The following is a 26915-nucleotide window of genomic DNA, read 5'->3' as shown; positions in this document are numbered from 1 at the left end:
GCGCCGTCAGTCCTGCGCCGCGTCGGCCTCGGCCACGACGCCCGCGACACGGCGGAGCTTCTTCATCGGGCCGAGCTCGGACTCGTAGACCTTCTTCACGCCGTCACCGAGGGACGCCTCGATGGTGCGGATGTCGCGCACGAGGCGCGTGAGGCCCTGCGGCTCGACGGACGCGGCCTGGTCGGAGCCCCACATCGCGCGGTCCAGGGTGATGTGGCGCTCGACGAAGGTGGCGCCGAGGGCGACCGCGGCGAGCGTGGTCTGCAGGCCCGTCTCGTGGCCGCTGTAGCCGATCGGGACGTTCGGGAACTCGTTCTGCAGGGTGTTGATGACCCGCAGGTTGAGCTCCTCGGCCTTCGCCGGGTACGTCGAGGTGGCGTGGCACAGCAGGATGTTCTCGCTGCCGAGCACCTCGACGGCGTGCCGGATCTGCTTCGGCGTCGACATGCCGGTCGAGAGGATGACCGTACGGCCGGTGGCGCGCAGCGCGCGCAGCAGCTCGTCGTCGGTCAGGGACGCCGAGGCGACCTTGTGCGCGGGGATCGACTCGAACTTCTCCAGGAACGCGACCGCCTCGGTGTCCCACGGGGAGGCGAACCAGGCGATGCCCTTCTCCTTGCAGTGCTCGTCGATGGCGCGGTACTCGTCCTCGCCGAACTCCACGCGGTGGCGGTAGTCGATGTACTTCATCCGGCCCCAGGGGGTGTCGCGCTCGATGTCCCACTGGTCGCGCGGGGTGCAGATCTCCGGCGTGCGCTTCTGGAACTTGACCGCGTCGCAGCCGGCCTCGGCGGCGACGTCGATCAGCGCGATCGCGTTGTCGAGCTCGCCGTTGTGGTTGATCCCGATCTCACCCGTGACAAAGACGGGACGACCGGGTCCGGCCGTGCGCGAACCCAGCTTGCGCAGGCGGGAAGAGGCGTCGGTGTTCATGAACTGTCCTTAGTTGTGGGCGTGGGTGGGGGGAAGGTGCGGAGCGGGGACATGCAGCCCCGGCCCCAGCAGCCAGCCGGCGATCTCGCGGATCGCCCCTTCGCCGCCCGGGGTCGTGGTGACGGCGCGCGCGGCTGCGCGAACGGCGTCATGGGCACTCGCGACGGCCACGGGCCAGCCGACGAGTCCGAAGCACGGGAGGTCGTTCACGTCGTTGCCGACGTAGAGCACCCGTTCGGGTGTGACCCCGTGCTCGTCGCACCATTGCTTCAGTGCGAGATCTTTTCGGTCGATGCCGTGCAGTACCGGCACCTTGAGCTTTCTGGCGCGGGCCGCGACGACCGGGTTCTGCTCGGTGGAGAGCACCAGCAGTTCCAGGCCGGACTTGCGCAGCGCGGCCACACCGAGACCGTCGCCGCGGTGCACGGCGACCATCTCGCGGCCCTCCGAGTCGACGTAGACCTTGTCGTCGGTCTGCGTGCCGTCGAAGTCGAGGACGACCGCGTCCACGTCCTGGAGTCCCGGCAGCACCGCCGGGTCGAGCAGCGGCGCGAGCGCGCGGGAGCGGGCCAGGTCGTGCGGGTCGTCGATCTCCAGGACGCGCGCCGCGTCGGTCTCCACCAGCTTCGTACGGCCGAAGAAGCGGTGGCCCACCTCGCGGAAGCCGTCGGCGCGCATGGCGTACGCGGCGCCCGTCTCCAGGTACTCCTGGGGGCGGTCCTGGCGGCGCGGCCGGTTGGACTTGTCGTGGTTGACGCCGTAGCCGTCCACCTCGGCGCTCGTCGCGCCGCCCTCGCGCCAGATGAAACCGTGGGTCGGCGCGACCGTCAGGGCCGTGTCGGCGCCTTCGTCCGTGATGGCGCCCGCCACCCCGTCCATGTCCTCGGCGGTGATGAAGGGGCTGGTGCACTGCACCAGCAGCACCACGTCGACCGTGACGGCGCGCATCGCCTCGAAGGCGTCCATCGCGTGCAGCACGGCCGCCTCGCTGGTCGCCGTGTCCCCGGCGATCGCGGCGGGCCGCAGCACGATCTCGGCGCCCGCCGCGCGTGCCGCGTCGGCGATCGCCGGGTCGTCGGTGGAGACGACCACGTCGGTGACCTTGCGCGACGCCCGGCAGGCCCGTACGGCCCGCACCACCAGGGGTACGCCGCCGACCTGGGCGAGGTTCTTCGCGGGCACGCCCTTCGATCCCCCGCGTGCGGGGATCACGGCGAGGACGGTCATGTCTGCTCCGTGGGTTCGTGGGGTACGGCCGGCTTCCTTCACAGCTCGCCCATCCGGCGGATGACGGGCGCGACGCGCTGCACGCCGTGGCGGTACGCGCCGCGCGCGGCGCCGCGTACGGCCTGGCGCACGGCCCGGCGCATGCCGGACGAGCCGGCCGGCGCGGCACCCGGCGCGAGCGGCCGGCCGTCCGGGTCGAGGCGGTGTCTGGCGAGCAGCTGCGGCAGGTAGCCGGGGGCCGTGGTGCGGGTGTAGTAGGGGGCGATGGGCGGGAGTGCGGGATCGTCGAGCAGTGTCGCCACCCGGGCGCGGGCCTGGTCGAAGGCCGCCGCGTACGAGCCGTCCGCGGCGACGCCCTGCCGGTCCGCCCAGACCGCGTCGGCGCGCGGCTTCTGCCCGCTGTCCAGGTGGTCGAAGGAGGCGAGGCAGCCGGAGCCGACGAAGTGGTGGTTGCCGAGGGGCTCGCGGATCCCGAGGTCGGTGAGGATCGCGGTGGGGATGCGCCGGTGCAGCGCTTCGAGCGCGGCCGTCGAGGAGACCGTCACGAGGAGGTCCGTGCCGTCCAGGACGTCGCCCATGTTCCCGTACACGAGGCGGAAGTTGGACGGCAGCCCGCCGGGCACCTTCTCCGCGAGCCGCTGGTAGGGGAACTCCTCGACGTGGGTGGTCTGTTCGCCGACCTTGCTGCGCAGCTTCAGCAGCACCTCGCGGCGCGGGTGCAGCCGGGCGTGCTCGATCAGCCGCCGCAGGACGTACGCGCGGTCCTCGCGCGTCACCGGTACGGACGGCTGCGCCGCGAAGACGACCGTGTCGCGGCCCTCCACCGGCTCGTAGCGGGCGCCGCCGAGGAACGGCAGGGCCGCCTCGGTCACGCACGACGCGTCGGCGCCGACGCCCTCGTACACGTCACGGAAGCGGTGCGCGTCGTGCCGGGAGTTGGCGAGGACGACATCGGCACCGTGCCGCAGCAGGAGCCCGTCGGCGAGCTTCTCGTAGACGACCCCGACGTAGCCGGTGACGACGACGGGCCGCCGGGCGAGGTCCAGCGCGGCGATGCCGTGCAGCATCGCCTGCACCCCGCCGCCGACGAGGGCGAGGACGATCAGGTCGTACCCGCCCCGCTCGTCCTGCTCCTCGGCGAGGAAGGAGAGGAAGGCGTTCCCGGTGATCTCCCGGACATCGCTCGCCTCCGCCCCCACCTCGGCCAGTTGGCGGGCGGTGGGCGTGGCGCGGCCGCGCAGGAGGAAGCCGCTGAGCTCGACGGTGCGGCCCCCGGGGACGATGCGGCGCGCGGTGAGCGCGCCCCACTTCCACCGGGTGTCGGAATCGGCGAGTACGGCGACCCTGACCGCGTGGCTGGTACGTGATGGCACGTCCTGGACGTTAGAAAGCCATGTCGGGCGGCGGCCCAACTCCATGGCAATAAAGGGTTAACAGAACGTCTACGAATGGGGAAAGCGGCCACTTCGAGGGGTGATTAAGGATTCCGACATGCGCCGTTCACCTGCCGTACGCCGGATCTTGGGTAACCGAGCCGGGACAGCCCCTAGCGTCCCCGGAGTGGTCAAGCTCTCCGTCATCGTGCCGTACTTCAATGTGCGGCCTTTCATCACCGAAGCACTGCGAAGCCTGCGTGCGAACGTCAGCGAGAACGACGAGGTCGTTTTCGTGGACGACTGCTCCACCGACGGCTCGTCCGAAGCGGTGGCAGATTTCGCACGGGAATTCCGCTGCGAGGTACGCCAGATCAGACACGAGAAGAACAGCAGTATCGGCACCGCGCGCAACACGGGCCTGAACGCCGCGAGCGGGGAGTACCTGACATTTCTCGACGGTGACGACTGGCTGGCGCGCGGCTACCTGCCGGCGCTCGTCGGCGAGATCGAGAGACTGGGTGTGGACTTCATCCGCACCGACCAGGTCCGCTGCACGGCCCGCGCGCGCACCGTCTACCGCGCGCCGATCGGCCCGCGCGGCACCGTCCTGCGTCCCCGCGACCTGATCCTGCCCGACACCCGCTCCACGTCCGTCGACTACCCGTACTCGTGGGCCGGACTGTTCCACCGGCGGCTCTACGACGCGGGCCTGATGGCCTTCCCCGAGGGTCTGCACACCGCCGAGGACCGGCCCTGGATCTGGAAGCTGCACCGGGAGGCCGAGTCCTGCGCCGCGGTCAACCACCTCGGCTACTACTACCGGCGCGGGGTCGAGTCCTCGCTCACCCAGATCGGCGACACCCGCCAGCTCGACTTCATCGCCGCCTTCGACCAGTTGCTGCGCGAGACGTCGACGGACGCGGAGGCGGACCGGCTGATGCCGAAGGCCGTCCGCACCTACTGCGCGATCATCACCCACCACCTGGGCCAGATCGAACGGTTCGAGCCCGGCGTCGCCCGGCAGCTGAAGACGATGAGCGCCGCCGCCCTGCGCAGAATGCCGCAGGACGTACTGGACGACACCCTGACCTCTCTCGACCACCGGCGTGCGAGCCAGCTCGTCAAGCTGCGCCGCCGCCAGGCTCCCGCGGAGGCAGCCGCATGACCACCCGCATCTTCCTCGCGTCCACCCTCTACGGCGCCGCCACGCTGGCGGCCGCCCTGGACGCCGAATGCTTCGAACCGGCCCGCCGCACCATCCTGCTCGTGTCCAACAACGCGGCCAACCCCGAGGCCACGCCCGGGCTCGACGAGATGTCCGGCTTCGAGCGCCTGAGGGACCGCTTCGACGAGGTCCTGTCGTGGAACGAGGCCATCCACCCCTTCCACCCCGGCGCCTGGTCCCCGCGCCCCGACGACGTCGTGCTGTGGGAACGCCACCTGCGGCTGCTGTGGAACCTCGGCGACGACCCCGTGCACCTCGTGGCCGAGTCGATCCAGGTGGTGCCCGCGCTGGCCGTCACGGACATCTTCACCGGGGCCGCCATCGACATCTACGCGGACGGGCTGATGAGTTACGGGCCCACCCGCAACAAGATCCCGCCGCTGATCGGCACCCGGATCGGCCGTGTCCTGCACCTCGACCTCGTCCCCGGCCTGCGGCCCATGCTGCTGCGGGAGTTCGGCGCCGAGCCGGTGGTCGTACCCACCGAGGTGTTCCTCAAGGTCCTCGCCGAGATCGGTGGCGACGCCCCGGAGCTGCCGGGCGTCCCCGACGCCCCGCCCGGGCCGGACGACGACGGCACACCGGCCGCCGGGCGCCCGGCGCTCCTGCTGGGCCAGTACCTCTCCGCGCTGTCCATCCTCACCTCCGACGAGGAGGAGGAACTGCATCTGACGATGTTGCGCGGCGCCCACGGGCTCGGCCACCGCCGCGTCGTCTTCAAGCCGCACCCCACGGCTCCCGCGCGCTTCTCCCGCCGCCTGGAGGAGGAGGCGGAGCGGCTCGGCGTGGAGCTCACCATCGTCGACGCGCCGGTCATCGCCGAGGTGCTCTACCAGCGGCTGCGGCCGGGCCTCGTCGTCGGATGCTTCTCCACGGCGCTGTTCACCGCGGCGTCGTTCTACGGGCTCCGCGTCGCGCGCGCCGGCACGGGCCTGCTGCTCGAACGGCTCGCCCCGTACGAGAACAGCAACCGGGTGCCCGTGACGATCTGCCACGAGCTGCTGCCCGACGTGGGCGACAGCGCGGCCGTAGAGGCGCAGCGCCTCGATGCCGCCTCGGACGGTCTGACGGGGCTCCTCGCGGCGGTGGGCTTCGCGATGCAGCCGAAGATCAACCCGGACCTGCGGGAGCCGGCGGTGGAGTACCTGCGCGCCCATCAGAGCCCGGACGCGCTGCGCTACTTCAAGCGCCGCCGCCTCACGGTGCTCGACCTGCCGGGCGGAGTGCCGGCCCGGATGGCGTTCATCCCGCGCAACGCACGGGTGCGGGGAGTCGTGCGCCGGGTCAGGTCGCTGAAGCGGCTGGCGGCGGGGGAGGCCAAGGCCTGACCGCGCCCGGCCCGCAGGCCCCGCAGGTCCCGCAGGTCCCGCAGCCGCCGGAGCGCGGGTGCTGCGGGGCCTCGTCGGCGCTCCCGTGCGGCTCGCCGGGGCGGACGGTGACCCCGGGCGGCGATGTCGGCGAGGCACAGGTCGGTGAAGTCCGGGTGTTCCACCGTGGCCCGGAACTCGGCCGGTTCACCGGACGTGAAGCCGTGGGCGTCGCGCAGTCGGTCCACCGCGCGCCCCCTCGTCCCGTCGCACCAGAACCCGCGAGGACCCCGGTGAAGGCTCTCCCCAGCGACGCATGATCCGTGCCCCGGAGATCGCCGGGGCAACGGCGCACGGCTGCAGCGGGGCGGCCCGCTCAAGTGCCCCCGCCCGCGCCCGCGACGGCGGCGATGCCCGGCGGCCGGTGGCCGTGGTGACGAATCGCCTGGTGAAAGGGCGGATGAACGTGCTGTGACGTCCCTGCGCAATGCCCCTTCCGCGCTTGGGCGGGGGGCGCCTGGCCCCTAGCGTGGCGGGGGAGCGACGGGAACCGGCGGGACTCGGCCGGGGCCGGGGAACGCGCCAGGTCACCTGTCGGGTCGCCGGCCGGGCTTGTGACCCGGGTGCCCGAGCGGGGCGTACGGGCCGGGCGTACGGGCCGGGAAACACACCGGCCGCCTGCCGGGCGTACGAGCCCGCAGTCCCGGTCCCAGCGGTGCCGAGGCGAAGGGAATCCGGTGACGTCCGCTCCGCACGCGAGCACGGGCACGAACACGGACGGGAACGCGCGCGGCAACGCGGTCAACGGCACGGGCACGAAGACGAACACGGACAGGGACATGAACGTGGACGCGGGCAGCAGCACGACCACGGGCGCGGGCACCGGCACCCCCGCAGGTGCGGCGCGGGCCGCGACGCCCCTCCCCGGCGGCCCGGTGACGCCGGCCGGGGACCGTACGCCGCCGGCCGGCCGGGCGCCGGGAGGAACGGGACCCGGTCCCGGCGGCCGGCCGCGCGGTGCCCGGCCGGCGCGGCTGCGCGCCCTCGACGGGCTGCGGCTGGTCGCGGCGCTCATGGTGGCGGCGTACCACTACGGGGGCCGCGAGGGCGACGTCAGCACGGCGTGGGGGACCTCGCCCGCCACCCAGTTCCCGTCACTGCACCAGTGGTTCGCGTACGGACCGCTCGGTGTGCAGATCTTCTTCGTCATCAGCGGGTTCGTGATCTGCATGAGCGGCTGGGGCCGTTCGCTCGCCGCGTTCTTCGCCTCGCGCGTGTCCCGGCTGATGCCCGCGTACTGGTGCGCGGTCCTCCTCATCACCGCCGTCTTCGCCCTGCCGGGCGTGGTGTACGAGGCGGTGTCGACGAGCGACGCCCTGCTGAACCTGACCCTCCTGCAGATGCCGGCGGGCGGTGAGCGGGTCATCGGTGTCGACTGGACCCTGTGGGCCGAGATCCGCTTCTACGCGCTGTTCGCGGTGTGTGTCGTCCTCCCCGGGGTGACGCGCCGGCGGGTCGTCCTGTTCGGCGCGCTGTGGACGCTCGGCGCGGTCCTCGCCGACGCCGCGCACTCGGCGCTGCTCGACCAGGTCCTCATGTCCCACTACGCGCCGTTCTTCGTCGGCGGGATGGGGCTCTACCTGGTGCACCGCGACCACCGCGACCCCCTCGGCTGGGGGCTCGCCGCCGTCGGCTTCCTGCTGGGCCAGCACTACGCCGTCGCGGACCTCTGGCACCCCACCAGCCACTTCGGCTACCGGCACACCGTGGTCATCATCGCGATCGTCGCACTGGGTTTCGCGGCGGTCGCCGCCATCGCGCTGGACCGCCTGCGCTGGGCCGACTGGCGCTGGCTGACGACCGCCGGCGCGCTCACGTACCCCTTCTACCTGGTCCACGAACACCTCGGCTGGGTGGTCATCGGCGGCCTGCACCGCACCCTGGGCCTCCCGGCCGGTGCCACCCTCCCCCTGACGGTGCTGGCGATGCTGCTCCTGGCGTACCTCCTGCACCGCGTGGTGGAACGCCCGCTGACGCCCCGGCTGCGCTCCCGGCTGACGGACGCGGCGCGCTCGGCGGGACGAGCCTCCCGCCCGGCGCGCGGCTGAGCGCGCCGGGCCGCGCCCGGCCTCCATGAGCCCGCCCCGCACGCCCGGCGGCGCTCCCGCATCACATGGTGCCGGTCCTCCTGGCCCGCCTGGTCTCCTGCGCACCCACATCCGTGCGCAGGTCCAGGGTCTGGCGTATGACGGCGAGACGCTGCAGGAGTTCCTGCTCGCTCGGCCTCCGGGTGCTCGGCTCGGGGGTCGAGCCGTCCCAGCGCTCGGTGGGAGTCCATTCCGTGCGCCGCCCGACGTGCTCCACAGTGCCGTCGGGGCCCTGCCGGGTGATGGCGCCGTGGTTCGGCCCACTGCCCGGGACGGTCGCCATCGTCGCCTCGACGAGGGCCTGGGCCGCGTGCCGCCAGGTGTAGTGCGTGAGGACCTGGTGGAGCTGGGCGGCGTCCTGCTGGGCGGCGGGCAGCCTGCTCTGCAGCCTCGCGATGGCCTCTGCCCACGCCCGGGCGCGCCGCTCGTCGCCTCCCTCGACCTCCTTGCCCGTCTCCCGGTCGACGTTGTACGGGGCGTCGACCGTCATGTGCCCGGTCAGGCCCTGGAACTGCGCCAGGAACTGGGCGGCGCCGCTCTCCCCGTTCACCAGGACGGGGATGCCGTTCCCGGCACCCTCAGTGGCGACCAGGCCGAACCCCTCGTGCAGGGACGGCATGATCACCGCGTCCTTGCCCTGGCGGTCCCTGTTCAGCTTCTCGGCGTCGGGGGTGAAGGGCAGCAGCGTGACGCCCCCCGCACCGAGGCTGGTGACGAGGCTCTGCCACTTCCCGTACTCGTCGGGGGCCTCCTTCGGGTCCGGGCCGCCCCGGATCGTCAGCCTGACGTCGAGGCCGTATCCGCCCATCGACTGGGGACGGCGCAGCATCCCGATGGCCGTCACCGCAGCCCGGACGCCCTTGATCGCGTCGGTCGCGCGGCCCGGCAGGAGCAGATCGAGCCTGCGCGGGCCGGGAGCCGAGTGGGTCAGGGGAGAGTTGATCTCGGTCCCCGGCACGAACTCGTGCAGGGCCGCCACCCGGAAGATCTGCTGCGACAGCCGTTCCGCCTCCTGCGTCAGCAAGGGGCCCACCCCGGAGACCAGGTCGGCCTCGCGCATCACCTGGCGTTCGGTCCTCGCCTTCTGGGCGCCCGTGCCGGGCTTGTCGTTGACCTTGTCCAGACGCACCGGACTCGTGTGCAGGAAGTGCACCAGGCGGGCGCCGGGGTACCACCCGAAACACATCAGCTCGGCGGCGGGGCCGGAGAACCGCGAGTGGCCGATGATGATGTCGAACGCGTCCCGCGCGGCGGGGAGTCCGTACGCCTGCGGCGGTTTGCTCGCCACCAGCTGGACCAGGCGTTCGCGGCCCGCCTTCAGCTCGGGCACGAGGACATTGATCACTCGGGCGCCGCCGTGCTGCCGCACCGTCTTGGAGTGGTCGTAGCTCTCGCGGTTGTTCACCGTGAGCAGGGTGACCTCGTTGTCGTGCTGGAGGCCCTTGACCATCTCCATGTTGAAGACGGGCACACCGCCGAGGCCCTGGCCGCTCTCGTCGCAGACGACGAGCACACGGCGGCGCACGTGCTCGCTCCCCTCGGTCTCCTTGCCCTGTTCCGTGCCGTCGCCGGCCGGCGCGCGCTGCACGGTCGCGGGCCCGGCCGGCGCGCGCTGCACGGTCGTGCCGTGGGCGTGCCCGTCCCCCGCGTGGTGTTCCGGCGCGGAGGGACCGTCGGCGAGACGCTCGTTCGCCGCGGCCTTCCTCTCGAACGGGTCGTCCGGGCTCGACCTGACCGTCCCGTCGCCGTGGTCGGTGCCCGCGACGGGCCCCTTGCGCTGGTCCGAGACGTGCGTCAGCTCGTGGAAGAGAGTCCTGTCGTCGATCTCGGCGGTGCCACTGACGATGTTGTCGCCGACCGTGTAGGCACGTGCCTGGAGGACGGCCGCGGAGCGCTGCGCGGCCGCGTCCGTGTGCAGGCGGACCCCGGAGAAGTTCTCGTTGAAGACGGACTCGGCCTTCTTGCGCTGCGCCGTCCGCAACGGCTGCCCGCTCCCGGAGATCACCTTCTTCACGACGCTGCCCATGTCGGGCTCGGCCTCGGTCCCCGTCGGACCGGTGGCGTCGAGATGGCGCAGCATCTGCACCACCGCGGCGTTGCCCGCCGAGCGCTGCAGCGCCAGGAGCCCGCCCGGGTCCTGCGGCGCGGGGCCCCGGGCCGCGTCGGACCTCAGCAGCGGCGAGTGGCCGCCGGTGACCCCGCGGGCCTGGTTCGCGGGTTCCTTGCGGGTCATCTGCGTACCTCCGTCGTCGGATGCGACCGGAGCATCCGAGGAAAATCTAGGCGCAGTCCGGGCGCCCACGGGAGGTCAAAAAGTGCAGCGGTGCCGGACCATCGGGCACATCGACCGGACAACGCGGCATCGTCGTCCGGCCTGTCCGGGGACCCGTGTGCATCCGCACCGCGCCGGTCCGGTGCGACGTGACGGCCGGCGTCACGTGTTGTTGACCCCGGAGTCCGGCGGCGGCCTTGACGACTTTCCCCGCGCGACGGGGCGGCCCGCGACGATGTCCGGGTACGGCAAGGGCCCCGACCCTGGTGGGGGCCGGGGCCCTGCCTCACCCTCGCATCGGACGAGGTGGTCGCGCTGCACACCGGTGAGGAACGCGGTCCAGGCGCCGGGGTCGAGAACGACGGCCGGGCCGGTCGGGTTCGCGGAGTCGCGTACGGGGAGCATGTCCCGGAGTTGTCCGGCTGCCACCTCGACGCAGTCGTTCGTGGGCGGGGTGGCGGGCCCGCCCGCGGCGTCGGCCCACCACCCCTGCGCCCCGGCGCGGACTCACCCCACGCGCGGTGTCAGCCCCCGGTTCGGGGGCGACAGCGTGGCGGCGATGTCCGCGCCGTTGGACTGGGTGATCTTCCACAGTTCCTGCTGACGGCCGTGGACGTCGGCGACCGCCGCGCCGTGGTCGTCCAGCAGGGACACCGCGAGGTCGGTGAGCCGTCGGCCGAGATGTCTGTCGTGGACCGAGACGCCCCAGCCGGGGCGGTCGATGTCGGCGAGGAAGTACGCCATCTTCGGGTGCGAGATCAGGCTGATGACCGGTGTGCCGCAGCCGAACGGGATCATCGTCGCGTGGCCGCGCATCCCGATGACGAGCTTCGTCCGGGCGAACTCGGCGCGGATCGCGTCGTTGTCGGCGTCGTACAGCGGCACCACGGGAAGCGAGATGCCGTGCTCACGCCGCAGGTCGAACGCGATGCGTTCGTCGTCCAGCGCGTGCGCGACGCACTTGACCTCGGCGTGCTCGCCGATGGCCCGTACGGCTTCGGCCATCTGCGCGAGGAAGTAGCCGTAGTCGTGGCCGAACCGCAGCCCCGCCCGGTCGTACGCCGCGTTGATGAGTACGGTGTCGTCCCGGCGCGCCGGGTCGCTCCAGCCGTCGACCAGTTGCCGGGTGACCGTCGTCGGGCAGGGCTGGTAGCGCACCTTGTCCCGCAGGCCGGCGGGGAGCAGGGCCCGGACCTTCTCGATGGATCCGTGGTTGCGCAGCCCGAAGAAGGCCGCACGCTCCACCAGCTTGGTCAGCGAGGTGCGGAACCGGTCGAAGCCGTAGGACTGGCCGTCGAACGCGTTGAAGCCCACGGCGTACACGATCACCGGCACGTCGATCCGGTCCATCGCGTCGTCCGTGACGTTCCACTGCCAGCCGCTGTTGCCGTTCGGCGCGGTGTCCGGGATGAACAGGCCGCCGCCGCCGATGACCACGCCGCGCCGCTCGTTGACCGCTGCGAGCGCGGCCTCGTCGAACAGCCGGTGCGCGTGGACGGAGTGCCAGCGGCGGGGGCCGGTGTCCTGGCCGAAGGTGAGGCGTACGGACTCCGGGAGCAGCTTGTCGCCCGCGTTGCCCTGCTGGGGCATGTAGAAGGCCACGTGGGCCAGTTGCTCGTCCGGGGGGCCCTCCTGGACCGGCGGGCGGGGATGGGTGCGCTCCCTCATCAGGCGGCTGGCGCGGTGGGTGGGGTCGATCCCGAGGCCGTCCGTCGCGTAGGCGTGCGCCGAGGTGTCGTCGCCGTTGATCCAGGCCATCTGGGCGAGCCGGCCGAAGGCGCTCGCCGCCCGGGTCGGCACGGACGTGGCGAGCAGGAGGTGCGCTTCGGCCTCCTTGTAGCGGGACAGGCTCATCAGCGCGCGCCCGTAGACCTCGTGCGGGAACGCCTCGTCGACGGGTATGTGCACCGAGCCGAGCGCGGCGGCGGCCTGCCGGTACTCGCCCGCGTCGAGGTGCGTCTGCGCCAGGCGCCGCGCGCCGTCCAGGTTCCCGGTGCGGGCGACGTGCGGCGTGCCGAGGTGCACCACGAGGTCGTGGTGGAGCGTCTTCGGCAGGTTCATGTACGTGCTGCGGAACTGGTCGTCGGACAGTTCGTAGGACCGCCAGCGCTCCTCGGCCTTGGCGTAGCCCGCCTCCCCGCCCTGCCACGGCTTGTGGCGGCCGGTGAAGTGCAGGATCGCGGTGTCGTCGGGCACCGGCAGGTCGCCGGAGAGGCGCCGTTTGACGAAGTTGAACCGGGAGTCGAGCCGGACGAAGCCACCGTCCAGGACGGAGTTGAGGATGCCCTGGTCATGCTTGTCGAGCTCGTAGTCGCCGCTGCGGCCGACGGCGTCGAGCCGGGCACAGAACTCGTCGGTCAGGTACTCGCGCTGGATGACCAGCAGGCCGCTGTTGAGCTTGTGCTGACCGTAGAAGAACTGCGGTACGGCGGCGATCCCCTCGCGCAGTTCCAGTAGTTCGTCCAGCTCGCCGAGGACCACCATGTCGGTGTCGAGCGTGATGATCGTGTCGTAGTCCCGGACGCGGAAGACGTCGAGGATGAAGTACGCCTTGCGCACCAGGTAGTTGTGCTGGTCGCCCTTCGCGTACGAGTCGTAGTGACCGGCGTCGACCCGCAGCATCCTGATGCGCGGGTGCAGGGCGCGTATGCGGGCTATGGAGGCGGGGCGCAGATCCTCGTGGAGGACGAGGAAGTCCTCACAGACGGCCGGGTTCGACAGGGCCAGGCTGCGCAGGAGGGTGAGGAAGCCGGGCAGGTAGTTCTCGTCCACGAAGCTGGCGAAGGCGATTCTGCGTTTGCCGGTGAGGCTCGTGGCGTGCAGCGGGGCGTCCGCGGAGAGGGCTTCGGCGGGGAGCGCGGCGGTGGTCATCGCAAAGAAATCCTTGTCTCTGTCACGCTGGTGGCGCGCTCCATCACCCAGGTCTTCTCGCCCCGGTACTCGTGCACCGAGGTGATGGGCTGGCGCATGGCTTCCTTCAGGCGGTAGGCGCCGCTCTCGTAGAAGTCGAAGCCGAAGAGGTCGAGCGTCGGGCTGACGTCGAGGAAGTCGAGCAGCCACAGCATGTTGAAGCCGGTGGTGGGGATGGAGGGCCAGGCGTTGGCCCCGACCCGGCCGATGTTGCGCAGCGGCCAGCGCAGTGAGTCGTCGCCGAGGTAGCGCTGCGCGCCGGGCACCAGGCGGTTGCGCAGGGAGTACATCCAGTCGCCGGGGACGCCGCCGAAGACGAGCCGGGTCGTGACCTTCTGGTCCCAGTTGAAGCTGTGCTTGTGGATGGAGGCGTGGATGTCGGTGCGGGCACCGGTCGCCGGCGCGTCGATCCGATACGAGTTGAACCGCACCACCAGGTCGTACGAGTCGATTTCCGGGCCGAGCGAACTCCTGCCGACGCTCCCCGAGTTGGCTATCAGGCAGATCGATTTACCGGCGATCCAGTTGCGGAACTCGCCGAGACTCAGCCACGCCGTGTCGCCGAACGTCGGGTCGTCGATCGGGCCGCGCATCCGGTTCCTGCGCTGGTCCGCGTAGAGGCCGATCAGCTCGCGCAGGTCCGCGGCGCTGCCGTCGTGCTGCCGGATGCGCAGGTCCAGGTAGTCGCCCATGGCCAGCTGGAAGTCGTCGGCGTGGCTGTCGTGCCGCGCCATGGCGAGGAGCGCGCCGACGAGGCGCGGCTCGGCGCCCGCCCAGTCGCCCGCGTCGTTGAGGGCGAGGCCCTCGGCCCAGGTGTCGGTGGCGGGTCCGTCCGCGTGCGCGGAGGCCGTGGGGCACTCGCGCTCCAGCACCTCCAGCATCTCGGCCTGGCGCTGTCCGGCGATCCGCAGGCCGGCCACCTTGGAGACGATGCCGAAGCCGTCCTCGGAGGTGCGGTCCAGGTAGTTCTGGTACGCGGCGATCGAGGCCGCCTCGTCGCCCGCGGCCTCCAGGGCCCGGGCGCGCAGCCGCCAGCCCGCGCGGGAGCCCTTGCGTTCGGTGAGCACCGCGGCCGATATGAGCAGGGCGAGGCGGCGCTCGTCGTCGTAGGGGCACTCCAGCGCCTTGCTGCCCACCTCCAGCAGGGCATCGAGCAATGCGGGGGACAGCGCGGGCCCGCTGCCCGCCGCCGGTGTCCTCGCGGCGCGGCGGAACAGCCCGCTCGTCGCACCCGCGCCGGCCGCCGCGGGAGCCGGCGGAGGCATCGGCGCCGTCGCGTACAGGGCCAGTGCGGCGCGGAGCCGTTCGGCCAGTTCGATGCGCCGGCGGTCGAGGCCCGCCACGAGCTTGCCGCTGTGCGCGGCGCAGGCGCTCAGGCACTCGGCGAGGGTGGTCGGCGGCACGGTTGCCGCGGGGACCGCGTCGGGCGGTGCGGCCTTCCCACCCTCGCCACGCGTTCCGGGCCGGAGGTTGCGGGCCATAGTCATGCTGCTCCAAGGTCGCTGCCCCGCGAGGAAAGTCGTACGGGGTCGGAGCACCGTAAGAAACACGGACGACGCGAAAGTGAACACGGAACGGCGGGGGATGAAACCTGGCAGGCCGGGCGGTTAAAAGCGGGGTAATGGCGGCTGATCCGGTCAGGGGATGGGCGCGGTGGGCTCGTCCGGACCGTCCGTTCGCCGGGTCGAGCCTTACCCGCGGACCACCCGCGCTGCCCGGGCCCGCGACCGTCCCGGCCTCGCCCGGGCCCGACGGCAGGACCCGTGAGCCGTGCCCCGACCGATCATGGTCGGCGGGCTTCCGCTGTGGGTTGATGGTGAACTCGGCTTCGGTGAGGTCGTGTTGGGGGCGCCGGGGCCTGCCCTTGACCGGTGGAGGTCGTCGCCGGGGCCGCCGGGGATTCCGAGGCCGGCGCGGTTTCCGAGGCCGCCGGGGTTTCCGAGCCCTCGGGGTTTCCGAGCCCTCGGGGGTTTCCGAGTCCGGCCGGGGCAGGGAAAACCCACGCCCACGGCGCACGGTCCCATCGGGGACCGTGCCCCGTGGGCGTGTCGTGCGCTTCAGCTGATCGTGTCGGTCAGACCGGCCGGCAGGAACGTCGCCGTGCGGTCGTCCTTCTCACTCTTCCAGGGCGTGTCGAGTTCGAGGAGCGTGCTGGTCCTCGGGTCGATGATCAGCTCGGTGGTGCCGATGCCCCCGTGGTAGGCGAGCCCCGTCCCGCTGCGTCCGTCCGCGTCCTTGACGGTGCCGACGTTGGTCACGCCCGTCAGCCCCGCCAGCGCCTTGAAGACCCCCGCGCGCAGTTTCGGGCCGGCGGGCGACTCGCTGAGCAGGAGGCCGGCCTGCTCGAAGGCGACCGTGCCCGCGTCCTCCTCCCAGGGACCCTTCTTCGTGCTCAGCATCAGCCGGCGCAGCGCCGTCGGGTCGGTGGTCAGCGTGTCCAGACCGTTCCAGTCGAGGGTCTTCGAGCCGACGTCCCAGCCGGGGAAGTGCCCCTTGCGGGACGGCTTGCCGTCGAAGCTCTTGCCGGGGACGACGTAGGTCATGTCCATGGACCGCGAGATGTACAGCTCACCGGTCTTGGTGCGGGTCTTCCAGTACTTCCCCGAGCCGGCCGACCGGGTGGCGGCGACCTCGGCGACGTGGTCCAGGAAGACCGACGCGGACTGTGTCTGCGTCCCGTGCCGCGTACCCGCCGCCGTCCCTCCCGTGTTCAGGCACGTCACCGTGACGCCGGCCGCGACCGCGGCGGCCGCCAGGACGGCCAGGACGCGGTTGCGCCTGCGCAACGGCCTCACCACGGCGGTCTTCTGCCCCTTCACGCGCGGGGACCGCGCCGCCTCCTCCCGTACGGCCTCTTCGACGGCCGCCAGCACCCGGGTCATCGTCCCTGCCGACGGGGGCTCGGTGCGGCCCGCCGCCCGCAGTGCCTCGGTGCCGGGGAAGTCCAACAGCGCCTGCCGCTCCGTCATGCCGCTCTCCTCCGCCTCGTACGTACTCATGCCAGGTCTCCCGTCACGCTCAGGCCCCGCCCCGCGAGGCGGGGCGCGCCGAGCCGCTCGCGCAATCTGCCCCGGGCCCGGTGCAGGCGCGAACGGGCCGTTCCGGTCGGGATTCCCACCGCCGCGGCCGCCTCGGCCGGCGTCAGTTGCTCCCAGCTGACGAGGAGCATCACCTCCCGTTCCGCCGCGGGGAGTTCGGCGAGCGCCCTGCGCAGTTCCGGTGCCAGGGCCGCCGCGTCCAGCCGCTGGTCCACCGCCTGCCAGGGGTCGCTCACCGCTGCGCCCAGTGCGACCTCGGCTGTCCGCGACGACCGTCGCACGTGACCCGCGAGGACGTTGCGGGCCACTCCGAACAGCCAGCCCCGCGCCGATCCGCGCGAGGCGTCGAACGTGCGCCGTGCGGCGAACGCCTGCAGCCACGCCTCGGCCAGCAGGTCGTCCGCCGCGCCGGGCATCCGCCGCGCGAAGTAGCCGTGCAGGGCCGCCGAATGCTTCTTCACCAGGGGCGTGAACGCCGCCGGATCGCGGGCGGCCATGGCCAGTTGGGCGTCACTCACGCCGTCGCTGTCGCCCCCGCCGTCGCCGTACGCGTCGTGTTCCGGTTCCACGGAACCTCCGTCTCCGACCGTCGCACGACAGTCTCACCCCGTACTTGTCCCCCGGGGCCGGTTGCGTTCGCGCCAGGCGCCCGCGCAGCCCGGCGGGCGCCACGCGCACGCCCGGGCGGCGGTGCGGACACGGCCGTCGTGACGTGCGCACCGTGGGGCCGCGATGCCGGGCCGTGAGGCTGCCGCCGCGCCGTCCGCGTCCGTGGCGTGAAGCGATCGGCCCGAGGGGTGCGAGGACCCCACGGCGTCCACGGCCGACGGGACGGCATCGCGCCTCAGGGCCGTTCGGCGTCCTTCGGCAGCAGGGTGATCTCGATGCCCGCCACCACCGCCGCCAGGCCGGCGTCGAAGCCCTCGTCCTGATGGTCGAAGAGTTCATAGCCGGCCTGCGCCGCCAGCGGGTAGCGGGCGAGGCGCTCGGCCCGGACCGCGAGGTCCAGGGACGCGCGGTCCGGGGCGGACGCGAGCGACTGCTCCTCGATGACGAAGCCGATCGTGTAGTGGTAGGCGGTCACCCAGGCGCGCGCCGCGCGTGCCGGGGTGAAGCCGCCCGCGACGAGCACTCCGAGGGACGCGTCCATGGCGCCCGCGTACGCCGTGTCGGTGAACCGGCTGCCGCTGTAGACCTTCGCGCCGTCCCGGTAGCGCAGCAGGTGATCGCGCAGGCCGCCCATCGACCGCGTGATCATTTCCCGCCAGTCCCGGTCGTCCGGGGGCTCCTCGCCGGGGGGGTCGGTGAACATGCGCCGCATCATCTCGGTCGCCATCTCGTCCAGCAGGGCCTGCTTGTCCTTGAAGTGCCAGTACAGGGCGGGTGCCTTCACGCCGAGTTCGGTGGCGATGGCGCGCAGCGTCAGTCCGTCGAGGCCCAGGTCGCTGAGCAGGTCCAGGGCGGTGCGGGCGACGAGCGCGCGGTCGAGTCGGGGAGCAGCCACCCCGCCAATCTATCCGCATCCACTTGACAACTTAACGGCGTTAAACGCAGGGTCTCCCCATGGAACTTAACGACGTTAAGGACGGGGTGGCTGTGGACGTCCTGGTGGTGGGCGCCGGTCCGACCGGCCTCACGCTCGGCTGCGACCTGCGGCGCCGCGGGGTGTCCGTACGGATCGTGGAGCGGGCCGACGGCCTGTTCCCCGGCTCGCGCGGCAAGGGGATCCAGCCCCGCACGCTCGAAGTGCTGGACGACCTCGGCGTCGCGGGCCGGATGCTCGCCGCCGGCGGCCCCGCCCCCGTCAACATGGTCTGGGCGGGCGGCGAACGGCAGGGCGAGTACCGGATGTTCGACGACGTCGCGCCCACCGAGGACGCCCCCTACGCGACGCCGTGGATCGTCCCCCAGTACCGCACCACCGCGATCCTCCACGACCGGCTCACCGCCCTCGGCGGCTCCGTCGACTTCGGCACCGCCCTGACCGGCCTCGACCAGGACGCCGACGGCGTCACCGCCACGCTCGACACCGGCGAGCGGGTCCGGGCCGCGTACGCCGTGGCGGCCGACGGCGGCCGCAGCACCGTACGGACGCTGCTCGGCACCGGGATGCGGGGCGAGAGCGTCGACCCCGCACCGATGATCGTCGCGGACGTGCGCGTACGGTCCCTCGACCGCCGCAACTGGCACGTCTTCCGTGAGGACGACGGGCGGTTCGTCACGCTCTGCCCACTGCCCCACACGGACGACTTCCAGCTCGCCGCCGCGTACGCGCCGGGTACCGCGCCGGACGTCTCACCCGAGGGCGTACGGGCCCTGATCGCGGCCCGCACGCACCTGGCCGCGGCGGACGTCACCGACGTGCTCTGGGCCTCGGACTTCCGGGTGCGCGCGGCCCTCGCCGACCGCTTCCGGCAGGGCCGGGTCCTCCTCGCGGGCGACGCCGCACACATCCACTCGCCCGCGGGCGGCCAGGGGCTCAACACCAGCATCCAGGACGCGTACAACCTGGGCTGGAAGCTGGGCCAGGTCCTGCGGCGCGGTGCGCCCGCCGATCTGCTGGACACCTACGAACAGGAGCGGCGCCCGGTCGCCGCCGAGATGCTCGGCCTGTCCACCCGCATCCACCGCGGCGAACAGCGCCGGGGCGCGGCCACCCGGCAGCTCGGGCTGAACTACCGGGGCGGCCCGCTGGCGTCGGGTGCGGCGGGCGCGCTGGTGGCGGGGGACCGGGCGCCCGACCACCTCCTCGCCGACGGCACGACGCTCTTCGACGTCCTGCGCGGACCGCACTTCACGCTGGTGCGCGCGGGCACGGACGCCCCGCTCCCGGACGGCCTGCCGGCCGCCGTGCGGGTCCACGACGATCCGGTCCCGGGCGCCGCGTACGGCAGGGGCCTGTTCCTGATCCGCCCCGACGGATACGTGGGCTGGGCGGGCGAGGACACCGGGGGCCTGCTGCCCTGGCTGGCGGCGGTGGGCCTCGGACCCGGGCGGTGAGGACACGGGCAGGGTCCGGGGGTCGGCCGCGGGGAGGCGTGAGGGGCTGCCGTGCGGCTCCGCGGCGAGGGGACGCGTCCCCCCGGGGCCGGCGCCCGCCCGTCCGGCATGGCAGCGCGGTTTACCCAATCCTGGCCCGGGTTATGCGCCCAGGGAGCGGACCCGTTCGCTCCTGTGGCTGAAATTTTCCCGAACGGTACGTGGTTGATCCCTTCAGGGGCCTACCCTTCAACAGGTGAGCCAGACGATGTCGCACGAGCCCGACGCCGAGCTGCCCGGCGAAGCCGCACTTCCGGGCGTGGTGTCCGCGGCCCTGCGCGCGGAGCTGATCGCCTTCCGGCGGGACCTGCACATGCACCCCGAGCTGGGACACCAGGAAGCGCGGACCACGGGCGCCATCAGGCAACGGCTGGAACAGGCCGGTCTCAGACCCCATGTCCTGTCCATGGGCACCGGCATCATGTGCGACATCGGCATCCCGGACCCCGCCCGTCCCCTGCTCGCGCTCCGCGCCGACATCGACGCGCTGCCCATTCCGGACACCAAGACGACCGTCCCGTACCGCTCGACCGTGCCGGACCGCGCGCACGCCTGCGGACACGACGTGCACACGGCGGTCGTCCTCGGCGCCGGGCTGGTACTCGCGGACCTCCATCGGCAGGGGCTGCTGCCGCACGCGGTGCGGCTGATCTTCCAGCCCGCCGAGGAGGTCCTGCCCGGCGGAGCCTCCGAGGCGATCGAGTCCGGCGTCCTCGACGGCGTCGGGCGGATCCTCGCCGTGCACTGCGACCCGAAGGTCGACGCCGGCCGGATCGGCCTGCGTGTCGGCCCCATCACCTCCGCCTGCGACCGGCTGGAGATCGCCCTCGACGGCCCCGGCGGCCACACTGCCCGCCCGCACCTGACCACGGACCTGGTCACCGCGGCCGCGAAGGTCGCCACCGAGGTGCCGGCGCTGCTGGCCCGCCGTGTCGACGCCCGTTCCGGGCTGGCGCTGACGTGGGGCCGGATCACCTCCGGGCACACCGCCAACGTCATCCCCCAGCACGCGGAGCTGTCGGGCACGGTGCGCTGCCTGGACCTCGCCGCTTGGCACGAGGCACCCGACCTGGTGCACGCGGCCGTCGACGAGGTGGCCGCGCTGCACCATGCGAAGACCGAGGTCACCTACGTGCGGGGCGTCCCGCCCGTCGTCAACGACGCGGCCATGACCGAGCTGCTGCGCGCGGCGCACGCCGTGCGGCGCGGGGCCGACGCCGTGGAGGACACCGAACAGAGCCTCGGCGGCGAGGACTTCTCCTGGTACCTGGAGGAGGTGCCGGGCGCCATGGCGCGCCTCGGTGTCCGCCCCCCGGGCGACGGCGCCAGGTACGACCTCCACCGGGGCGACTTCGACGTCGACGAGCAGGCGATCACGGTGGGCGTGGAGCTCTTCACGGCCGCCGCGTTGATCGACGGCAACCGGCTGTGACCGAAGTGGACACCTGCCGTTCGCGACGATCCGATAACAGCTTCCGTAGGGGCCTTTATCTGACATCTACGCGCGTTACGATCGCGGCGAAACCAGCGCCGGAAGAGGCGCTTCGGTCAGTTTGAAGGGACCACCCTCTTGCGCCGGGTAACCAAAGTCGCCGCGTCGGGGATAGCCTCCGCCGCGCTCGCGCTGTCTCTCGCCGCCTGCGGCAGTACGTCGGAACAGAAGGCCCAGGACGACTCGTCGGCCTCCTCGGGCAAGGCGGGCGGCGTCAAGGTCGGCGTCGCGTACGACGTCGGTGGTCGTGGTGACCACTCCTTCAACGACTCCGCCGCGCGCGGCATCGACAAGGCCAAGACGCAGTTCGGCGGCTCGGTCAAGGAACTGACAGCGAAGACGACGGACACCGAGGCCGACCGCCTCGACCGTCTCTCGCAGCTCGCGGAGGCCGGCTACAACCCGGTCGTCGGCATCGGTTACGCGTACGCGAACTCGATGAAGCAGGCCGCGGAGAAGTACCCGAACACGACCTTCGGCATCGTGGACTCCTCCGTCGACGCGAAGAACGTCGACAGCATCGTCTTCACGGAGGAGCAGAGCTCCTACCTCGGCGGTGTGGCCGCCGCGCTGAAGACGAAGACGGACCAGGTCGGCTTCATCGGTGGTGTGGACGTCCCGCTGATCAAGAAGTTCGAGGCCGGTTACACGCAGGGCGTGCACGACACCAACCCGAAGGTCAAGGTGGACGTGCAGTACCTGTCGCACGGCTCCGACACCTCCGGCTTCGCCAGCCCCGACAAGGGCCAGGCGGCGGCGCAGGGCATGCTCGACAAGGGCGCGGACGTGGTCTTCGCGGCGGCCGGCTCCTCCGGCTCGGGCTCGATCGAGGCCGTCCACGGCAAGAAGGGCGCCTGGGCGATCGGCGTCGACTCCGACCAGTACCAGCAGGCCTCGCTGGCGCAGTACAAGACGTCGATCCTGACCTCGGTCGTGAAGAACGTCGACGTCGGCGTGTACGACCTGGTGCAGTCGGTCCACAACAAGAAGCCGCTGACCGGCACCAACACGTACTCGCTGGCCAAGAACGGTGTCTCGCTGACCACCAGCGGCGGCTACATCAAGGACATCCAGGCGAAGATCGACGCCGCGAAGAAGAAGATCGTCGACGGCACGGTCAAGGTCAAGACGACCCCGTGACCCGCGTCGGCGCGGGGCCGCTTCACGCGGCCCCGCGCCCGCCGCGACCGATCGTCACGCGGGCCCGGCGGAGGGGCCGTTTCCCAGCCCCTCCGCCGGGCCGGTGCCATGCCTGGCAGGTGCCCGCCGGATCTCCGGCCACCGGCCATGATGAAGTGTCAACTCTACGCGCGTAGTGGGGAGTTGACGCTCGGGTGGCAACCCCGGCCGTAGGCTGGGGGCGTCACCGAACGCACCCCCTCCCCACCCCTCCTTACCACCAAGGAGAGTGCGCCATCAACGCGTCACGCCCTCCCACTCCCGACGGCCCGCCCGGCACCCCGGGCGCCGCGGCCACCGGCACCGCGGCCGCCGCGGACCGCGCCGTCGCGGTCGAACTCCGCGGCATCACCAAGCGGTTCCCCGGTGTCGTCGCCAACAGCGACATCGACATCACCGTCCGCAAGGGCACCGTCCACGCCCTGTGCGGCGAGAACGGCGCCGGCAAGTCGACCCTGATGAAGATCCTCTACGGCATGCAGAAGCCGGACGAGGGCACCATCACGGTCGACGGCGCCGAGGTGTCCTTCGGCAGCCCGGCGGACGCCATAGCCCGCGGCATCGGCATGGTGCACCAGCACTTCATGCTCGCCGACAACCTCACCGTCCTGGAGAACGTCGCCCTCGGCAGCGAGAAGCTGTACGGCATCGGCGGCCGGGCCCGCGCCAGGATCGTGGAGATCTCCGACGCGTACGGCCTGAACGTCCGTCCCGACGTCCTCGTCGAGGAACTCGGCGTCGCCGACCGGCAGCGCGTCGAGATCCTCAAGGTCCTCTACCGGGGCGCCCGCACGCTGATCCTCGATGAGCCCACCGCGGTCCTGGTCCCGCAGGAGGTCGACGCGCTCTTCGACAACCTGCGCGGCCTCAAGTCCGAGGGCCTCACCGTCATCTTCATCTCGCACAAACTGGGCGAGGTGCTCTCCGTCGCCGACGAGATCACCGTCATCCGGCGCGGCACCACCGTCGGCACCGCCGACCCCACGACGACCACCTCCCGGCAGCTCGCCGAACTGATGGTCGGCAGCGAACTGCCCTCGCCCGAGACCCGCGAGTCGACCGTCACCGACACGCCCGCGCTCAGCGTCAGCGGCCTCAGGCTGACCGCCACGGACTCCGACGGCTTCGTCCGCGAGGTGCTCGGCGGCATCGACTTCACGATCCACCAGGGCGAAGTGCTCGGCATCGCCGGTGTGGAGGGCAACGGCCAGGCCGAACTGGTCGAGGCCGTCATGGGCATGCGCACCCCCGACTCCGGCACGGTCGTCCTCGCCGGTACGGACATCTCCACGGCACCGACCCGCAAGCGCCGCGAGAGCGGCGTCGGCTACATCCCCGAGGACCGGCACCGGCACGGCCTGCTGCTGGAAGCGCCCCTGTGGGAGAACCGCATCCTCGGGCACGTCACCGAGACGCCCAACTCCCGGCGCGGCCTGCTCGACGGGCGCGCCGCCCGGCTCGACACCGAGCGGATCATCCAGGAGTACGACGTACGCACCCCCGGTATCGAGGTCACCGCGGCCTCACTGTCCGGCGGCAACCAGCAGAAGCTGATCGTCGGCCGCGAGATGAGCCACCACCCCAAGCTGCTGATCGCCGCGCACCCCACGCGCGGCGTGGACGTCGGCGCGCAGGCCCAGATCTGGGACCAGATCAGGGAGGCACGCCGGGAGGGCCTCGCGGTGCTGCTCATCTCCGCCGACCTGGACGAGCTGATCGGCCTGTCCGACACGCTCCGGGTCATGTACCGCGGCCGTCTGGTCGCCGACGCCGACCCGGCCACCATCACCCCCGAGGAGCTGGGCTCCGCGATGACCGGTGCCGCCAGCGGCCACCTGGACCACGAGGCCGCGGGCATCCCCGCCCAGGCCACCCCGGAAGGCGGCGACGACGCATGAACAAGCTCACCGCCCGTGTCGACAAGGAACGGCTGCTCCTCGCCCTCGCGGCCCCCGTCCTCGCCGTCGTCGCGGCGCTCGTCGTGACCGCGCTGGTCATCCTCGCCACCGGCAAGAACCCGTTCGAGGCGTTCAACGACATGCTGTCGTACGGCTCCGCGAGCGACAGCCAGATCTACATCCTGAACAAGGCGACGACGTACTACCTCGCGGGTGTCGCGGTCGCCATCGGCTTCCGGATGAACCTGTTCAACATCGGTGTCGACGGCCAGTACCGCATCGCGGCCTTCTTCGCCGCGGTCGTCGGTGGCGCCCTGCACCTGCCGGGTCCGCTCCAGATCATCGTGATCATCCTGGTCGCGATGGTGGTCGGGGCCATGTGGTCCGGCATCGCGGGCATCCTCAAGACCTCCCGGGGGGTCAGCGAGGTCATTTCCACGATCATGCTGAACTCCATCGCGACCGCCGTCATCGCCTACCTCCTGCAACCCGGCAAGCTCGGGCAGCTGGACGACGCGGGCACGCTGGTGTCCACCAAGAACCTGCCGAAGTCGTCCTGGTTCTTCACCTTCAACGCCGGCCCGGCCGGCGACCTGTGGGGCTTCATCGTGATCGCCGCGCTGGTCGGCGTCGCCTACTGGTTCGTCCTCGGCCGTACGCGCTTCGGCTTCGACCTGCGCACCGTCGGCCAGTCCGAGAGCGCCGCCGAGGCCAGCGGTGTCGGCGTGAAGAAGATGATCGTCACCAGCATGGTGATCTCCGGTGCGATCGCCGGGCTCGTCGGCATGCCGACCCTCCTCAACGACAGCCACGCGTTCAGCAACGACTTCCCGCTGGGCGTCGGCTTCACCGGCATCGCCATCGCGCTGCTCGGCCGTAACAACCCGGTCGGCATCGCCATCGCCTCGCTCCTGTGGGGCTATCTGGAACGCACCACGGGCCATCTGGAACTCATCGGCTACGACAAGGAGATCCTCGGCGTCATCCAGGGCGTGATCGTCCTGTGCGTCGTGATCGCCTACGAACTCGTGCGCCGCTTCGGCCTGAGCCGTCAGCAGCAGCGCGTCGGCGCCGAACTCGCCGCCCAGGCCGTCACCGACGAGAAGCTGGAGGTGGCGCGATGACCGCCACGACCACCGCCGCCACCCCGCCGCCCACGGCGCCCGAGGCGGCCGGCGGCGGCAAGCGGGCCGGCCGCGGCCGGCTCTCGGTCGCGAAGATCCTGCTGATCGTCGCCGCCGCGCTCGTCCTCATCTCGGCGGTCCGCGTCCTGACCGGCGCGGAGCAGCTCGACTCCGAGGGCCAGATCGCCGCCGCGCTCGGCCTCGCCGTGCCGATCGGCATGGCCGGCCTCGCCGGCCTGTGGTCGGAGCGCGCCGGCGTCGTCAATATCGGCCTCGAAGGCATGATGATCCTCGGCACCTTCGGCGCCGGCTGGGTCGGCTGGCAGTCGAGCCCCTGGCTCGGCCTGCTCGCGGGCATCGCGTTCGGTGTGCTGGGCGGCCTGCTGCACGCGGTCGTCACCGTCACCTTCGGCGTCGACCACATCGTCTCCGGTGTCGCCATCACCCTGCTCGCGCAGGGCGTCACGCAGTACCTGGCGAAGCTGTTCTTCAACCACGGCTCCGCGCTGGACAAGGGCGGCAACCCCAAGCAGTCGCCACCGGTCGACGCGTTGCCGCAGTTCACCGTGCCCGGGGTGTCGAGCGGTCTGAACTCGGTGGCGAACCACCACTGGTTCCTGATCTCGGACCTCGCGGGCATCGTCGGCGGCGTCTTCACCAACCTGTCGATCCTGACGATCCTCGCGGCGGCGCTGTTCGTCGCGACCTGGCTGGTCCTGTGGCGCACCTCGTTCGGCCTGCGGCTGCGTTCCGTCGGTGAGAACCCGGTCGCCGCGGAGTCGCTCGGCGTCAACGTCTACTCGTACAAGTACATGGGCGTCGCGATCTCCGGCGGCCTCGCCGGCTTCGGCGGCGCGTTCCTCGCCATGGTCTCCTCGCACTTCTACCTGGAGGGCCAGACCGGCGGGCGCGGCTACATCGGCCTCGCGGCGATGATCTTCGGCAACTGGCGGCCCGGCGGGCTCGCCATGGGCGCGGGTCTGTTCGGCTTCTCCGACGCACTCCAACTGCGCAACGGCGGCGACACCGTCCACGCGTTGCTGCTGCTCCTCGTGGTCCTGCTGGTACTGCTGGGCATATGGAAGGCGTACAAGAAGGCGACGGTCCAGGCGATCGTGAGCGGGGCGATGGCCGCGCTGATCCTGGTGTGGTACCTCCTGACCGACACGGTGCCGGACGACTTCGTCGGCGCGACACCGTACGTGGTGACCCTGCTGGTGCTGTCCCTGTCGGCCCAGCGGCTGCGGATGCCGAAGGCGGACGGCCTGCGGTACAGAAAGGGCCAGGGGTCGTGACGGGCGCGGCCGTCACGCCCGACTGGCCGGCGCTGCGGGAGGCGGCGCGCGCGGCGATGTCCCACGCGTACGCCCCCTACTCGCGCTACCCGGTCGGCGCGGCGGCCCTCGTCGACGACGGCCGCACGGTCGCCGGGTGCAACGTCGAGAACGCCTCGTACGGCATCGGCCTGTGCGCGGAGTGCGGACTCGTCTCCGCGCTCCAGCTCTCGGGCGGCGGCCGGCTCACGCACTTCACCTGCGTCGACGGCACGGGTGCGGTGCTGGTGCCGTGCGGCAGGTGCCGCCAGCTGCTGTACGAGTTCGGCGGCCCGGCGCTCGTCCTGGAGACCCCGGACGGGCTGCGCACGCTCGACGAGATGCTGCCGCAGGCGTTCGGCCCGGACCACCTCACGAGCGGCCCCGGCGCCCCCGCGCCGGACGATTCCCGAAGGAACCAGAACCAGAAATGAG

At 72.0% G+C, this 26915-nt stretch carries 19 protein-coding genes and 1 pseudogene; 10 read left to right on the top strand and 10 right to left on the bottom strand.

What is annotated here, in order from left to right; all coding sequences use genetic code 11:
- Positions 1 to 6: 6 nt before the first annotated feature.
- The 3 genes from OG310_RS12895 to OG310_RS12885 are packed head-to-tail and all read right to left on the bottom strand — an operon-like array spanning position 7 to position 3533.
- Positions 7 to 933, bottom strand: a complete 927-nt coding sequence (locus tag OG310_RS12895; RefSeq protein WP_329456031.1) for an N-acetylneuraminate synthase family protein — start codon at positions 931 to 933, stop codon at positions 7 to 9.
- Positions 934 to 942: 9 nt separating this feature from the next.
- Positions 943 to 2160, bottom strand: coding sequence for an acylneuraminate cytidylyltransferase (locus tag OG310_RS12890; protein WP_329456030.1), 1218 nt, complete (start codon positions 2158 to 2160; stop codon positions 943 to 945).
- Positions 2161 to 2198: 38 nt separating this feature from the next.
- Entirely contained in the window at positions 2199 to 3533 is a 1335-nt protein-coding gene (locus OG310_RS12885) for a DUF6716 putative glycosyltransferase (protein WP_329456029.1), read from the bottom strand.
- 187 nt (positions 3534 to 3720) lie between these two features.
- Here OG310_RS12885 and OG310_RS12880 point away from each other — a divergent pair, with 187 nt between their 5' ends.
- The 3 genes from OG310_RS12880 (at position 3721) to OG310_RS12870 (ending at position 8176) form a co-directional block, all read left to right on the top strand.
- On the top strand, positions 3721 to 4701 hold the full coding sequence (locus tag OG310_RS12880; RefSeq protein ID WP_329456028.1) for a glycosyltransferase family 2 protein: 981 nt from the start codon (positions 3721 to 3723) through the stop codon (positions 4699 to 4701).
- Entirely contained in the window at positions 4698 to 6089 is a 1392-nt protein-coding gene (locus OG310_RS12875) for a polysialyltransferase family glycosyltransferase (RefSeq protein WP_329456027.1), read from the top strand. Before OG310_RS12880 ends, OG310_RS12875 begins: the two co-directional genes overlap by 4 nt.
- Before the next feature lie 716 nt (positions 6090 to 6805).
- Positions 6806 to 8176, top strand: coding sequence for an acyltransferase family protein (locus OG310_RS12870; RefSeq protein WP_329456026.1), 1371 nt, complete (start codon positions 6806 to 6808; stop codon positions 8174 to 8176).
- 61 nt (positions 8177 to 8237) lie between these two features.
- Here the strand turns inward: OG310_RS12870 and OG310_RS12865 are convergent, their stop codons facing one another.
- The 7 genes and pseudogenes from OG310_RS12865 to OG310_RS12835 all read right to left on the bottom strand — a co-directional run bounded on the left by OG310_RS12865 (position 8238) and on the right by OG310_RS12835 (position 17939).
- Positions 8238 to 10448: an eCIS core domain-containing protein gene (locus OG310_RS12865; protein ID WP_329456025.1), complete on the bottom strand. Its 2211-nt coding sequence runs from the start codon at positions 10446 to 10448 to the stop codon at positions 8238 to 8240.
- 201 nt (positions 10449 to 10649) lie between these two features.
- Positions 10650 to 10919 (bottom strand): annotated as a pseudogene (locus tag OG310_RS12860) (DUF397 domain-containing protein); the annotation flags it as partial.
- A 75-nt stretch (positions 10920 to 10994) separates the two neighbouring features.
- Entirely contained in the window at positions 10995 to 13358 is a 2364-nt protein-coding gene (locus OG310_RS12855) for a glycosyltransferase (RefSeq protein ID WP_329456024.1), read from the bottom strand.
- Positions 13355 to 14878: a hypothetical protein gene (locus tag OG310_RS12850; protein WP_329456023.1), complete on the bottom strand. Its 1524-nt coding sequence runs from the start codon at positions 14876 to 14878 to the stop codon at positions 13355 to 13357. Before OG310_RS12850 ends, OG310_RS12855 begins: the two co-directional genes overlap by 4 nt.
- Positions 14879 to 15454: 576 nt before the next feature.
- Positions 15455 to 16396 carry a CU044_5270 family protein gene (locus tag OG310_RS12845; RefSeq protein WP_329456022.1) on the bottom strand — a complete coding sequence of 314 codons (942 nt, stop codon included), beginning with the start codon at positions 16394 to 16396 and terminating at the stop codon, positions 15455 to 15457.
- Complete coding sequence (locus OG310_RS12840) at positions 16393 to 17004, bottom strand: RNA polymerase sigma factor (protein ID WP_329456021.1); 612 nt, start codon at positions 17002 to 17004, stop codon at positions 16393 to 16395. Before OG310_RS12840 ends, OG310_RS12845 begins: the two co-directional genes overlap by 4 nt.
- Before the next feature lie 275 nt (positions 17005 to 17279).
- Positions 17280 to 17939, bottom strand: a complete 660-nt coding sequence (locus tag OG310_RS12835) for a TetR/AcrR family transcriptional regulator C-terminal domain-containing protein (RefSeq protein ID WP_329456020.1) — start codon at positions 17937 to 17939, stop codon at positions 17280 to 17282.
- 59 nt (positions 17940 to 17998) lie between these two features.
- Here OG310_RS12835 and OG310_RS12830 point away from each other — a divergent pair, with 59 nt between their 5' ends.
- The 7 genes from OG310_RS12830 to OG310_RS12800 all read left to right on the top strand — a co-directional run bounded on the left by OG310_RS12830 (position 17999) and on the right by OG310_RS12800 (position 26914).
- Positions 17999 to 19435 carry an FAD-dependent monooxygenase gene (locus tag OG310_RS12830; RefSeq protein ID WP_329456019.1) on the top strand — a complete coding sequence of 479 codons (1437 nt, stop codon included), beginning with the start codon at positions 17999 to 18001 and terminating at the stop codon, positions 19433 to 19435.
- A 247-nt stretch (positions 19436 to 19682) separates the two neighbouring features.
- The gene (locus tag OG310_RS12825; protein ID WP_329460151.1) at positions 19683 to 20906 is read left to right on the top strand and encodes an amidohydrolase; all 1224 of its coding nucleotides are present in this window, start codon (positions 19683 to 19685) and stop codon (positions 20904 to 20906) included.
- A 138-nt stretch (positions 20907 to 21044) separates the two neighbouring features.
- Positions 21045 to 22106 (top strand): BMP family lipoprotein, encoded by a 1062-nt coding sequence (locus OG310_RS12820; RefSeq protein ID WP_329456018.1) that lies wholly within the window; start codon positions 21045 to 21047, stop codon positions 22104 to 22106.
- 275 nt (positions 22107 to 22381) lie between these two features.
- Positions 22382 to 24043, top strand: coding sequence for an ABC transporter ATP-binding protein (locus OG310_RS12815; protein ID WP_443078845.1), 1662 nt, complete (start codon positions 22382 to 22384; stop codon positions 24041 to 24043).
- Entirely contained in the window at positions 24040 to 25167 is a 1128-nt protein-coding gene (locus OG310_RS12810; protein WP_329456017.1) for an ABC transporter permease, read from the top strand. Before OG310_RS12815 ends, OG310_RS12810 begins: the two co-directional genes overlap by 4 nt.
- Positions 25164 to 26462 carry an ABC transporter permease gene (locus OG310_RS12805; RefSeq protein ID WP_329456016.1) on the top strand — a complete coding sequence of 433 codons (1299 nt, stop codon included), beginning with the start codon at positions 25164 to 25166 and terminating at the stop codon, positions 26460 to 26462. Before OG310_RS12810 ends, OG310_RS12805 begins: the two co-directional genes overlap by 4 nt.
- The gene (locus OG310_RS12800; RefSeq protein ID WP_329456015.1) at positions 26459 to 26914 is read left to right on the top strand and encodes a cytidine deaminase; all 456 of its coding nucleotides are present in this window, start codon (positions 26459 to 26461) and stop codon (positions 26912 to 26914) included. Before OG310_RS12805 ends, OG310_RS12800 begins: the two co-directional genes overlap by 4 nt.
- Position 26915: the final 1 nt, after the last annotated feature.

It is taken from the genome of Streptomyces sp. NBC_01497 (genome assembly GCF_036250695.1).
Lineage (GTDB): Bacteria > Actinomycetota > Actinomycetes > Streptomycetales > Streptomycetaceae > Streptomyces.
The sequence above is the reverse complement of the archived record's forward strand: the minus strand, read 5'-3'. Positions and strand labels throughout refer to the sequence as shown.